This is a genomic window from Bifidobacterium sp. LH_419 (genome assembly GCF_056356955.1).
The window spans coordinates 53,412-67,601 of sequence record NZ_JBKEVG010000014.1 but is presented as its reverse complement, the minus strand read 5'-3'; the positions used below and the strand labels follow the sequence as shown (position 1 = coordinate 67,601).

Below are 14,190 nucleotides of genomic sequence, written 5' to 3'. Positions count from 1 at the left end.
AGCCCGACCGCAATCAAGGACGGCCTACGGCCGACCTCATATCAGCTCGCTGTCGCTCGCCTTCGCCTACGGAGAGCCCACCGGGCTCTCCGCTTCACGGCTCAGCCCATCAGAGGGGGCCTAGGGAACCGTCAGGCGCGGCGCTTGCGCCAGATGGTCAAGGCGATGCCAGCGGCGGCCAGGACGGCCACCACACCCAGCACGCCCGCCACGGCGGCACCCGTCTTGGACAGGACGCTACCAGTGTTCGGCGCAGGCGTAGGCTGCGGCTTCGGAGTCGGCGGGTTCGTGGTGTCGTACGCGAACGTGTACGTCTGCGCGAACTTGCCGTCCGGGCTCGTCACCTTGAACACCTGGCCCTTGGCCGCATCGGAGGTCACATCCGCGAACTTCCATGCAACCGGAACACCCTGCAGCTTGACCTTGCGGCCCTTCGCGATCCTGAACGGACCAGACTGGTCGTAACGGAACGAAACCACCTGAGCACCGTTATCCGCGTAGTTCGCAGTCACGGCCTTGAGATCGGCCACACTGTACTTGGTGTCCGGCGTCGGGGTCTCCGCCTCCTTGACCGACACGGTGAACGTGGCGGTCAGCTTCGGATCGGCCTTGGCCTGGACAGTGACGGTCACCGCATCGGACGCCTTCTCGGAGGAGAAGCCGAGCAGATCGTACTCGTCGGAATCCAGTGCACGGGTGGTGGTGCCGCCGTTGCCGTCGGCCACGGTCGCGGTGACGACCAGACCGGTGGCGTCGAGCTTCTCGCCGACCTTGTACTCGGTCTTCGCGGGCTTGGAGGTCACCTCGATGCCGAGGATCGTGCCCTTGGCCGGGTGCTCCGGCTCGGGCGTGTTCTCGGCGAGCTTGCCCTGCGCCTCAGTCAGCGCGGCCATAGCGGCGTCTACGTCCTTCTGGGCGAGGCCGTTCGCCTCGAACGCGGCGAGCTGCTTCTTGGCGGCGTCGCGGGCGGTGGTGAACGCCGTCCAGCTGGCCTCCGTGTACTTCGCGCCATCGTCGCCGAGCTTGTCGGCCGCCTCGATCGCGCCCTGGAGCGCGGTCACGTCGGCCATCTCGACGGAGACGCCCTCATCGGTCGGGTGGATGGTCTCCATGAGGCCGTCCGCGTCGAAGTGGATCTCGTCGATGGCGGTCTCGCGGTGGTAGCCGAGGCCGGAGGTGAACACGCCGAGCGGCGTGTAGTGGCGGTGGTAGGCCATGAACCAGCGCTCGTTGCCGTTCTTGTCGATCACGTGCACGTCGGACTGGTGCGCGGTGCCCTGAAGGTTCTTGGAGGTGTCCTTCTCGAGCAGCACGCCCTTGTACGTGATGGCGCCGTCGATCGAATCGGAGACACCGTAGTTCACGTGGTAGTTCGGCGAACCGGCGTCGTCGCACGACCAGGTCCAGTGGTACTTGCCGTCACGGTAGGCGACGACCACAGACTCGCGGAAGTCGGTCAGACCGTTGAGCTTGCGCACGGTGCCGGCCTTGACGCTGACCATGTCGTCGTTGAGTTCGGCGATGGCGGGCGAACCGTTGCCGTACGTGATGTACGACTTGCCGGTGGTCGGATCGGTGAAGATCGACGGGTCGATGGCCTGTCCGACGGTCACGCCCTCCATGGAACGCGTGACGATCGGCTGGTCGGCGGCCTTGTACGGGCCGGCCGGGTTGTCGGCCACGGCGACGCCAATCGCGGACTGGCCGTTCGGGTACTTGGCACAGTAGTAGAAGTAGTACTTGCCGTTCTTCTTCTCGATGGTCGGCGCCCACGCGGAGCCCACGGACCACGGCGAGACGGTGGTCTGCTCGGTCCAGTAGTCCTGCTTCTGGCCCTCGTGGCTCTTGTCCACGTCGAGGATCACGCCCTCGTCCTTCCAGTTCACCAGATCGGTGGACGACCAAGCGTGGAAGTAGTTGCCGCTCCAGCCGGAGAAGCCGTCGGTGGTCGGGAAGATCCAGAACTTGCCGTCGAAATAGTCGATGTCCGGATCGGCGTACTGGCCGGGCAGCACCGGGTTGTTGCCCACAGTGGCCGCCTTGAGCGTCCACGTCTCGGACGTGCCGTCGGCGTAGGTGACGACCAGCGTGCGGTCCTTGGTGAGATCCGCGGTGCCGCCGTTCGTGAACGCCTTGCCGTCGAGCGTGAGCTTGACGGTGTCGGCGTCACGGTTGAACGTCACGGTGACCGGCGTCTTGGCGGGGTCGCCGCGACGGTTGAGCACGGTGGTGACGGTCTTCGTGGACCAGTCGAGCGCGGAACGCACGAGCGAGTGGTCGTCGGTGCCCCTTGCGGCGGACGGATCGGCCGGAACGGTGCCCACGGCTATGCTCTGCAGCGCGACCGGGCTGGAAGCCTTGATCTCGTCGGCGGTGAGCGCGCGGTTCCAGATCTTCACGTTGTCGAACGAGCCCTTGAAGTAGTCATCCTGGTAGAACGACTTGCCGAGGTAGGCGAGCAGGTTCTTGCCCAGATCGGTGACCTTGTTCTTGGTCGCCGCGTTCTGCGCCACCTGGGCGCCGTCCGCGTAGACGGTCATCACGTTGTCGTCGAGGGTGACGGTGACCTTGTGCCACGCGCCGTTGCCGGTGAGCGAGGCGTTGGCCGCGTCCTCCGCGCCGTACGAGTTCGTGGTGATGCGGCTGGCGAGCTCACCCGAGTTGTTGTACTTGAGGAAGTAGTACTTCTGGTTGTCCTGGCCGAAGGTGAACGTGAACTGGTTCGCGTTGATCTCGGACTTGACGTCCATCTGCACGGTCAGCTTGTTGCGGCCGTCGAACAGGCCCTGCGGGAATTCGGCGTACGTGCCGGAGGCGCCGTCGAGCGTCAGCACGTTGCCCTTCGCGGAGTCCTCGGAGACCTTGGCGTTGCCGTTGAAGGTGAGATCGTGCTTGTTGCCGGTGGTGTCGGTGCCCTTGCCGTCCTCGAAATCGTAGGAGGCGATCGGCTTGGAGCCGGCCTTGTCCGGGTCGACCGGCTTGACGGTGCCGGAGTCCTCGCCGTAGGCGTCGAGGACGGCCTTCTGCTCGTCGGCGGTCAGCTCGACCACGGTGCCGTGACGGAACTTCTCGCTGAAGCTCACGCCGGAGGCGGCGGAGAAGGTGCGGCCCTTCTTCAGGTCGGACAGACGGTCGATGGTGAAGCCACGGTAGCCGCCGTTGTCGCCCATGACCATCCACGCGCCGCTGTTGAGCTGGTAGGCGGTGAGGCCTTCGATGTGGTTGCTCAGGCCGGAGGCGGATGTGGAGATCACCTTGTCGCCGGTGATCTTCGAGGTGCCGTCGGCGTTGATGTCGGAATCACGCTCGACCAGGCGGGTCCACTTGCCTTCCAGCGAGGAGGCGACATCCACGGTGGTGAACCAGTCGGAGGTGGAGAAGCGGTAGTAGTCGCCATCGTCGCCCTTGACGATCGTGGTGTCGATGATGTTGTGCAGGCTCTGCGAGCTCTGGTCGATCCAGACGGTCGGGTTCTCGAAGGACTCGAAGTCCTTGGTGTGGGCCTTGTACACCTTCAACGCGGTGTTGGAGGTGGTGGGGTCGTTGCCGCCGGTGGACAGGTCACGGCTGGACCAGTACACGAGGTAGTCGTTGGATTCGGCGTCCCAGATGGCTTCGGGGGCCCAGGCGTTGCCGACCTTGCCCTCGAGACCGGTGGAGACGAGCTTCGGCGTGGTCCAGGTCACCAGATCCTTGGACTTGGAGACGACCAGGTACTTGCTGGCGGTGATCTGGCCCCAGCTGCCGCCGGAGGCGGAACCCTCGGCGTGCAGATCGGTGCCGATCATCACGTACTTGTTGCCGTCCTTGTCCGGGGATTCGAGCTTGAGCAGGTGCGGGTCGCGCAGACCCTTGGTGCCCACGGTGGACGTGATGACGGCCTTGCCGCCGTTGAGCGCCGTCCACTTGTAGCCGTCGGCGCTGTAGCCGAGGTTCACCTTCTCATAATCGGTGGCCTTGAAGTTGAGCCACAGGTAGCCGTTGTTGCCGTGTTCGCCGGCGCCGGGCAGCACGGAGGACTGCTTCTTGGCGGCGAGACGGTCGGCGGTGTCCTTCTTGGCGGCGTCCGCGGTCGCGGCGGAATCGGCGACGGTGATGCCGTCATACGTGCCGTTGAGCACGAAGCTGGTCTCGTAGCCGTGGCCGATGTACGCCTGCGTGCCCTGCTGCGCGCTGAGCTTGAAGCCGAGCGCGGTCGGGGCGAGGATCTGTTCGCCGTCCATGTAGACGGCCACGTTGCCGGTCGTGTCGTTCTCGTTGTAGACGACGGACAGCGCGGCCCACTGGCCGACTTCCGGCGTCTTCGACAGGGCCGCGGTCTTGCCGCTGTTGCCGCCGGCGGTCGCGCCGTAGCCGAGTTTGCCGGTACCGAGCAGCAGGTTGACGGCCTCGCCCTTGGTGCCGATGGTGAATGCGGATGATTTCTCGTTCGCGTCGCCGGCGAGTTTGACGTCGGCGTTGAGCGTCCATGCCACTTTGTTGAACACGGTGGCGTCCTTGAACGTGGCGACGGCCTTGGTGGGCACGCCGTCCGTGGCGCTGCCGTTGACCCAGCTGCCGGAGATGTTGACGACCTTGCCGTAGTCGGCGTCGTCGGCGATGGTCGCGTTCGCATCGCCGGAGGCGACGGTGATGCCGCCGTTCTCCTCAAGCGACGTGGCGTCCGCGGCCATCGCGGTGCTCGGCCCCAGGGCGAGCCCCGCGACCATCATCGGCAACGACGCCAGCGCCGCCACCAGTTTCTTCCAGTTCCCCATAATGCTCCTTCGATGAGGGGACTTCGCTTTCCTCACATCGCCGGCGATGGCGGCCGTCACCCTTCCGCTGTGACGTTGTTCCCCACCGTTCCCCGGCGATTCCCGCGATTCCGAAGTCGACAACGGCCACGACCCCGCGGATGTACGTTCCCATTGTACTGTGAACGCTACCATTACGCCACGCCGGAAGCGGTTACAGGGGAAACGGATGATTCAGACACGAGACGAATAAGCCCCCTCTGACGAGGGGGCTGTCGGCCGCAGGCCGACTGGGGGAGAGAAAAGGAGCGACCGCTGGCCGCGGGAATATCGTATCGGCCGAAGGCCGATTCCGTTTCCTGCGGCCTGCGGCCGCTGTCTCTCCCCCACCCGGCTTCGCCGGGAGCCCCCTCGTCAGAGGGGGCCAAGACGACGTCGCGCTACGCGCGGCGCTTGCGCCAGACGGTCAGGCCGATGCCCGCGGCGGCGAGCACGGCCACCACGCCCAGCACGGACGCCACGGCGGCACCCGTCTTGGACAGAGCCGCACCGTTGCCGGACGGCTTGGCCGTCGGCTTCGTCACGGCACCACTACCGTTGCCCGAGCCGTTGCCGGCACCTGGCTTGGTCGCGGAACCGTTGCCCGAGCCGTTATCACCAGCACCGTTGTCACCCGCACCGTTGTCACCGGAATCGCCCTTGGCGGTCACGGTCACGGTCACGCTGGCGGTCTTGCCGCCCGCGGTCGCGGTGATCGTGGCGGTGCCGGCCTTGACGCCGGTCACCTTGCCGTTCGCGTCGACCGTCGCGACAGCGGCGTTCGACGTCGTCCACGCCACATCCGCATCGGACGCATCGGACGGCGTCACCGTCGCCTTCAACGCGACGGACGCGCCTTCCTTGACCGTCACCTTGCCGTCCGCGACGCCGTCGCCGGTGATCGTGACGGACTCGACCGGGACGGTGGCCGGCTTGGCGGCGACCTTGACGGTGTCGGCGCTGGTCAGCTCGAACGTCTTCGACGGGGACGCGCCCGCCGTGCCCGGCTGCGCGTTCTGCAGCACGCCGGTCGTGTTCTCGCCGACCGCCTTCGCGAACACGGTCTTGCCCGCGTCCGCATCGGTCAGCGTGTACTCGGCGGCGGTCGCACCGTCGATGGCGACGGCCTTCGCGACGTCCGCGGCATCGGCGGAATCCGCGCGATACCACTGGACGGACGAAAGCTTCCAACCATCGTTGAACGCGGCGGTGAGCTTCGTGCCGATCGGAGTCGCGGCGTCCGCGGCATCACCGGAACCGGAACCGGCGACGGCGCCCGTGACGGACACGGACGGCGTCGTCTCCGGCAGCACGCCCTCGTACGTGACGGGGATCGTGTTGATCGTGCCGTCGGCGCCGTACGTGACGCGCGCGATGCGAATCTCACGCTTGTTGCCGTTGGCGAGCTGCGCGTTGTTGTGCGTGGAATCGTAGCCGCGCGGGCGCATCTCGTCGGTGAGGAACGCATGGTACACGACGTACCAGTCGTCGGTGCCCGGAACCTGCACGAACGAGTGGTGCGCGGTGCCGAGGATGCCCTTCGCGTCGTCCTTCGTCAGGATGTAGCCGCCGTACTGCCAGTCCGTGCCCTTCACGTCGCTCAGCTTCTTGGCGGAGACGTACGCGTAGCCGACGCTGTAGCGCGGCTCGTTGGTGTCCCAGCACGAGTAGCTGTAGTAGTAGATCGTGTTGCCGGGCTTGTTCGGATCCGGACGGGACGTGATGTAGGAGCCCTCACGCATGTCCTTCGTGGCGTTGGTGGTCACCGTGGTGCCCGCCTTGATGCCGGTCATGTCGTCGTTGAGCTCGGCGTACTTGCCCGGGGACTGGCCCCACGCGAGATAGTACTTGTCGGGCTCGTTCGGGTCCTGGAACACGGCCGGGTCGATGCTCGACTCGACCTTGACCTTCTGGATCTTGTAGCCGGACGTGATCGTGCCGCCCTTCGCCGGGTCGGAGATGGCCACGTTGGTCATGCCGCCACCGGAGAAGTACAGGTAGAACTTGCCGTTGCGGACGGCGAAGCCCGGGGCCCACGCCTTCTCCTTGCGGCCGTCGATCATGTCGTTGTAGTCCTTGGACAGGTCGACGACGGTGCCCTTGTCCTCCCAGTTGACCATGTCGGAGCTCTCGAACACGTGGATCGAGTGACCGGCCCAGCCGGAGTAGCCGTCGGTGGTCGGGAAGATGTAGTACTTGCCGCCGTAGGCGACGACCTGCGGGTCGGCGAAGAACTTCCAGCCTTCGTTGCCGGTCGGATCCTTCTCGCCGATGCCGGAGGCCTTCGCCTCGTCGCCGCTGATGCGCACCGGGGTGACGAGCACCTCGACGCCGACCGTGTAGTCCACGGTCTTGCCGTCGTAGGTGAGCTTCAGCTTGAGCGGCTGCGAGTAGTCGGTGATCTTGTTCAGGTCGGCGGCGGTGAGCGTCTTGCCGGACTCGTCCGCGACGGTCACGCCGTCGGGGATCTCATAGTCGAAGGAGACCTTCGACTTGTCCGACTTCGCGCCGGTCTTCGCGTCCGACCAGTAGTCGAGCACGATCGTCTTCGTGACCGCGCCGGAACCGTCGGTGGCGGTGGTCGTGTTCTGCGAGAGGATCTGGTCGGTCTTCTTCACCTTGAGCGCGGCGGCCGGGCCTTGCACGTCGAGCGCGGACTTCGCGTAGTTGTAGATGTTCACGTCGTCGATGCCTCCGTTGTAGGTGCCGTCGGCCGAGTAGAACGACTTGCCGAAGTACGCCTTCGTGTTCCTGCCGAAATCGGTGATCGCCACGTCGGTGTCGACCTGGCCGGCGAGTTCGCCGTCCACGTACAGCGCGATGTGCTTCGCGGTGACGGTGAGCGTGTACTTGTGCCACGTCTGGGTGTCGATCGCGCCGGAGATCTTCTGCTCGCTCTGGTACGAGCCCTTCGTGATGGCCACGTACGCCTCGTTGCCGCGCAGGCGGATGAACAGGTACTTGTTGTTGTCCTGGCCGAGCGCGAACGAGAAGAAGTTGCCGGAGGTCTGGCGCGACTTCGACGAGAATTCGAGCGTGAACTCGTTGCGCCCGTCGAACAGGCCGGTCGGCAGCTCGGCGTATCCGCCGTCGCCGCGCAGCTGGATGACCTTGCTGCCCCAGTCGCCCGGCTTGCCGAACTCCTTGACGCCGTTGAGCGTCAGATCGTTGCCGTTGCCGGTCGTGTCCTTGCCCAGATCGTTGTCGTCCTCGAAATCGTAGGACGCGATCGGCTTGGAACCGGACTTGTCCGGCGTGACCGGCTCAAGCGGCTGGTTCTCGTCGAACGCCTTCATGACCGCCTCGTATTCGGAGGCCGTGATCGGCAGGATCGTGCCGTGGCGCTTCTTGAGGGAACCGAAGTTGACCTTGCTCGCGGCCGCCCAGTCGGCGGTGTCGGTGCTGCCGAGGTCCGCGGAGTAGAACGGCAGGTAGCCCTTGCCCTCCGCGTACTGGTCCCACATCAGGCCGTACTTCATCTGCTTGCCGGAGGCCGTCGTCTGCACGTCGTCGTCGTTGTAGCGGAACAGTTCGGGGCCTTCCAGCTTCTTGCCGGTCCACTTGCTGTTGCCGACAAGGTCGCGGAAGTAGCCGACGAACTCCCACTGCTGGTCGTCCTTGCCGTGGTTGTAGCCGTCGCCCTCGCCCACGAAGGTCGTCGCGAGCGGGTTCTTCGTGCGTTCGACGCCGAGCTCGGTGTCGCCGGAGACGCGGTAGTAGTAGCCGTCGTCCGCCTTGAGCATCGTCGTGTCGATCACCGACTGCGGGCGGTCGATCCACTTGACCGGCGTGCTGAACGTCTTGAAGTCACGCGTCAGCGAGTAGTACATGTTGGTCGGGTCGGCGGCGCTCGGATCCTTGTCGTCCTGATCGGACGTGGTCGCCCAGTAGACCATGTACTGGCCGAGTTCCGGGATCCAGTAGGCCTCCGGTGCCCACGCCATCGCGGCGTGCGGGATCTTCGAGGCCACGTCCACGGCGTACGGCTCGCCCCAGTTCACCAGGTCGTCGGACTCCCAGACGATGAGGTCCTTGCTGCCGTTGTACTTCTGCGCCGGGTTGTCGCCCCAGCCGCCGCGATGGTAGATGCTCAGGTCCGTGGCGATCAAGTAGAAGTGGTCGCCTTCCGGGGAGCGCACGAGATACGGGTCGCGCACGCCCTTCTCGCCCAGATCGGAGGTGAGCACCGGATTGCCCGCGGCACGGGTGTCGTGCCAGGTGAGTCCATCCTTGCTGGTCGCGAAGTACATCTGCTCGTCGGTGGCGTTGCGTTCCGTGCCGGTGAAGTGCGCGAACAGATAATCCGTGGTCTTCGGCTTCTCGACGGCGGCCTTGACGGTCAGGTCGAAGGTCTTCGTCGCGGTGGAGCCGTCCTTGCCGGTGACGGTCGCGGTGAGCGTCACCTTCGTGTCCGCCTTCTGACGGGTGACGACGCCAGCCTTCACGTCACCGTTGTCGGCATCGGTGACGACAGCCGGATCACTCGACTTCCAGCTGATCGTCGAACCGTTCACGGTACCGGTGGTCGGCAGGGTGATGCTGGAACGCACGTCGTCGGCGTTCGGGATGGTGAGCGCGTTGGCATCCGCCTCGGCCTGCTTGGTCTGCTGCGTGCCGGCCTCGTAGTCCTTCTTGATCTGGTCGGCGGTGTGCGCGGAACCGTAGATCTTCAGATTGTCGAGCAGTCCGGAATAGTATTCGCCGTTCACCCAGTTCGCCTTGCCGAGCTGGAGGACGCCGCCGTCCGCGCCGAGGATGTCCGTGAGTCCCTGCTTGACCGCGCCGTCAGGCGTGGCCGTCGCGACCTGTTCGCCGTCGATGTACAGCGTGGACGAGGTCGGGGCGAGCACGATGTCGACGTGACGCCAGTCGTTCTTCAGGTCCTTCGCCGCGACGCTGCCGGACTCGTTGCGCCCGGAGCCGTCATTGTTGTAGCGCTGGAACGTGAGCGACGTGGTCAGGTCCATGACGCCGAGGTAATGCTCGGACTTGTAGACGGGCGCCTTCGCGTCGGGCGCCGCGTAGAACGACCAGCCCTGGCCGGTGCTCGCCGACTTCGAATCGTAGCTGATCGTGACGGCGTCCTTGCCCTTGAGCACGGCCGAACCGTCGGACTTGGTCACGTCCAGCCAGAATCCGGAACCCAGTTGGGCGGCGGTCGTGCCGTCCTTGCCGGTGCCGGTCGCGGCCTTGCCGTTGATCGTCGCCTTCACGCCGGTGGTCGCGTCGGTGATGCTGCCGGTCGCGCCCGCCTTCACGTCGTTGAAGTCGAGGTTCGCGAGCAGGTCGGTATCCGCGGCGTTCTGCGCGACGGCCTGTTGCAGCGCCTGTTGCGCGGTTTGTGATTGCGCGGTTGTGGCCGATGATGACGCGTCCGCGGCCGTCGCCGATGGCACGATCGCCATCAGCATCGGCAGCGCCGCGACTGCGGCCACCGCTTTCTTCCAACTCCCCATAGTGCTCCTTCGGTAAGGGGATTGCTTCCTCGCACATCCGATGCCCGCTTGCGACATCGTCCCCGTTCGCAGGCTCCCATCGGAGCTCTTCCACCACTCCCCCAAGGCACCCACGACCGAACAAACCAGCATCGGCCATGTACAATCCCCCATCATACCTGTGAGCGGTAACAAAACCCACGACGCATAAAACCAAGCCCCCTCTGACGAGGGGGCTGTCGGCCGAAGGCCGACTGGGGGAGAGAAGATGAGCGGCCACGGGCCGCGGGGAAATCGAATCGGCCTTCGGCCGATGCCGTATCTCCCGCGGCCTACGGCCGCTGTCTCTCCCCCACCCGGCTTCGCCGGGAGCCCCCTCGTCAGAGGGGGCCAGAACACACCGGTCGCGCTAGGCGCGGCGCTTGCGGAGGGTGAGGGTGACGCCGGCGGCGGCGAGCATCGCCGTCACGCCGATCAGGCCGGCGACGGCGGAGCCGGTGGCGGACAGGCCGCCCTTGCCGGCGTTCGTGCCGTTACCCCGGTTCGCGCCGTTGCTCTGGTTCGCGTCGCCCGCGCCCGAGTTCGGCTTCGGCGTCTCGGCACCGGCGAACACGAACGCGTAGGTCTGCGTGAACAGACCATCCGGGCTCGTCACCGTGAAGGTCTGGCCCTTCGTGGCGTCGGGCGTGATCTCCGCGATCTTCCAATCGATCGGAACGCCCTGCAGCTTCACCTTACGGCCAGCAGCGATCGTGAACGGACCGGACTGGTCGTAACGGAACGAGGCCACCTGAGCGCCGTTGTCCGCATAGTTCGCGGTCACGGCCTTGAGGTCCTCCACGCCGTACTTGGTCGTCGGCTCGTTGCCGGACTTCTCGACCTCGAGCGTGAACTCGACGGTCTGGTCGCCGGCCTTCACCGTCACCGTGGTCGTGCCGGCCTTGACGCCGGTGAACGTGGCGGTGTCGCCGGTCGCCGGGTCGACAGAGGCGACGGACGGATCGGCGGAAGTCCACGCGACCTGCGTGCCGTCGGCGAGGCCGCTGGTCACGGCGCTGAACGTGGCCGTCGCACCGGCCTTGACCTTGACGGTCGTGCCGGCGACGGACGCGTTCGCGGAGTCAAGCACGGTGAGTGACTTGGCGGCCGCGGCGCCCTCGGAGTAGTTGTTCTGCAGAGTGGTGCCGTTGTAGGCCTTCATCACCGCGTCATACTCGGTCTTCGTAATCGGCAGGATCGTGCCGTGGCGCTTCTTGAGCGAACCGAAGTTCACGGAGGAGGCGAACGACCAATCGGAGGCGCTGTTACTGCCCGGATCGGAGGTGAAGAACGGCAGGTAGCCCTTGCCCTCACGGTACTGGTCCCACATCAGGCCGTACGGCATCTTCTTGCCGTTGACGGTCGGAATGTCGTCGGAGTTGTACTTGAAGAACTCCGGGCCTTCAAGGTAGCTGCCGCTGTACTTCGGGTTGCTGAGGATGTCCTGCAGCGCGCCCACGTACGACCACTGGTTCTCGTCCGTGTTGGTGTTGTCCGCGGCCTCGCCGTTGATGTCCACCACGGCGAACGGGTCCTTGGACTTCTCGATGGAGTTCTTGCCGTCGCCGTTGGCACGGTAGTACCAGTCGCCCACCTTCATCATCGTGGTGTCGATGACGGAGACGTTGCGGTCGATCCACTTGACCGGATCGGAGAAGTGCACGAAGTCACGCGTGGTCGCATAGTACATGTTCATCTGATCGTTGTACTCGTTGGCCAGCGGGCTGTCGTTGGACCTCGGGTCGCTGCGCTCATACGCGGTCGTCGCCCAGTAGACCATGTATTCGCCGATCTCCGGAATCCAGTAGGCTTCCGGCGCCCAGGCGCAGCCGGCGCCCGGAATCTTCGAGGCGACGTCGACGAGACGCGGCTTCGACCAGGAAACGAGGTTATGGGATTCCCAGATGACGAGCTTGGTGCTGCCGCCCGCGCCCGGACGGAAGTGCCAGCCGTACTTCTTGACGCTCAGATCGGTGGCGATCAGGTAGACGGTGTCGCCCTCCGGGGAACGCACGAGGTACGGGTCGCGCACGCCGGTCTCGCCCACGTCGGAGGTGAGCACCGGGTCGCCGTCCTTATGCGTGTCGGTCCACTTGAGACCGTCCTCGCTGGTGGCGAAGTACATCTGCTCATCGGTGACGTTGCGCTCGGAGCCGGTGAAGTGCGCGAACAGGTAGTCGGTGGTGGCCTCCTGCTTGACGGCCTTCTTCACGGTCGCGACGAAACGCTTGACGGCGGTCGCGCCCTCGACGGAGGCGGTGAGCACGACGGTCTTGTCGCCGTCGGCCGGACGGGTGACGACGCCCGGCGCGACCTTGCCGTCGGCCTTGTCGGAGATGACGGACGGATCGGACGAGGTCCACGTGATCGGGCTGCCGAACTTCGAGCCGGTGGTCGGGAGCGTGATGCTCGAGTACACGGCGTTGAGGTTACCGAGGCCGATCGCGTCGAGGTCGGCCTGCGCCTTGTCGGCGGCGGATTCCTCATGCTTGACGGTGACGGTGAAGGTCTTGGACTCGCTCGTTCCCGCGACGGTGGCGGTGAGCGTCACCTTCACGTCAGCCTGGTCGGAGGCCGGACGCGTGACGGTCGCCTTGCCGGTCGCGGCGTCGATCGCGATCGCGGCGTTGTCGGACGTCCACGCGATCGCGGTGCCGTTCGAGCTGACCGGCACGGTGAAGTCGGCGGTCACGGATTCCGGCACGTCCGCGTTGGCCAGCGCGTCGGCGATGGCCGCGGCGGTGGAATCGTAGACCTTGAGGTTGTCGATGTCACCGGTGAAGTATTCGCCGTTGCCCCAGTTGCCCTTGCCGATCTGGAACACGCCGCCCTCGGCGCCGAGGATCGACGTCAGCGGCGAATCGGCGGTGTCGGTGGAGACGCCCTGCTGCTTGCCGTCCACGTACAGCGCGGAGAACTCGTCGGTCACGACAATGTCGACGTGCTTCCAGTTGCCGGCGGTTCCGGCGTTCTTGTCGATGGTGGCCTTGTCGGAGTTGCGGCCGTTGATGTAGCGCTCGACGCGCGTCTTGTTGGTCTGGTCGAGCACGCCGAGATACGTGGGCGCGCTGCCGTTGACGCCGTTCGCGTTCGGCGCGGCGAAGACCGTCCAGGCGCCGCCGGTCGCGTTGGCCTTGGAATCGTAGCTGATGGTGACGGCGTGCTTGCCCTTGAGCAGGGCGGAGCCGTCGGCGTTGGTCAGGTTCAGCCAGTTGCCGGAGCCCAGCGTGAGCGCGGTCGTGCTGTCCTTCGTGTTGGTCGCGGTCGTGGCCTTGCCGTTGATGGTCGCCTTGGCCTTGCCGGTCTTGTCGTTCAGCGTGCCGGTCTGGTCGGCCTTGACGTCGTTGAAGTCGTAGTTGGCGAGCAGGTTCGCGTCCTTCTCGTAGTTCGCGAGGTCGCTCGGCCCCTCGGCGGGCGTCGCGTCGGCGGTTGCGGCGGCGGTATCGTCCGCCGTGATCGTTCCGTTCTGCGCGACGGCGGCCGCGAGCGCCTGCTGCGCGGCCGGCGTGTTCGCCGCCGACGTCGTCGTGTCGGCCGCGTTCGCGGCCGGCGCCAACGCCATCAGCATCGGCACTGTGGCCACCAGCGCCACCGCCTTCTTCCAGTTCCCCATAATGCTCCTTCGATCAGGGAATCATGTTCTTCCGACGGTCTCCTCCTCGCCCGTCATCGCCTACCTTGCGATGACGGGATTCGCCTGTGCACCAGCCGCCCATCGAAGACCTCACCATCTTCCCCAAGGAGCCGATGACCGAACCTACCATCGGAAATGTTCGTTCCCATCATACATGTGAGCGGTCACAAAGCCACGCCGAAAGCGGTTGCAGAACGTGGGCCGGCCGCTACCGAAATAGGCCCCCTCTGATGAGGGGGCTCCCGGCGAAGCCGGGTGGGGGAGAGACAATGGGCGCAGGCCACAGGAAACGGAATCGGCCTTCGGC

3 protein-coding genes are annotated in these 14,190 nt (G+C 65.7%); all 3 read right to left on the bottom strand.

Features of this window, described 5'->3' with window-relative positions; translation table 11 throughout:
• Positions 1 to 131 precede the first annotated feature (131 nt).
• A complete protein-coding gene (locus tag AC1AYX_RS08945; protein WP_476503150.1) occupies positions 132 to 4,757 on the bottom strand; it encodes a family 43 glycosylhydrolase in 4,626 nt (1,541 codons plus the stop codon).
• A gap of 419 nt (positions 4,758 to 5,176) precedes the next feature.
• The gene (locus AC1AYX_RS08940; RefSeq protein WP_476503149.1) at positions 5,177 to 10,231 is read right to left on the bottom strand and encodes a family 43 glycosylhydrolase; all 5,055 of its coding nucleotides are present in this window, start codon (positions 10,229 to 10,231) and stop codon (positions 5,177 to 5,179) included.
• Between the two features lie 388 nt (positions 10,232 to 10,619).
• Positions 10,620 to 13,862, bottom strand: coding sequence for an immunoglobulin-like domain-containing protein (locus tag AC1AYX_RS08935; RefSeq protein ID WP_476503148.1), 3,243 nt, complete (start codon positions 13,860 to 13,862; stop codon positions 10,620 to 10,622).
• Between the last annotated feature and the right edge of the window lie 328 nt (positions 13,863 to 14,190).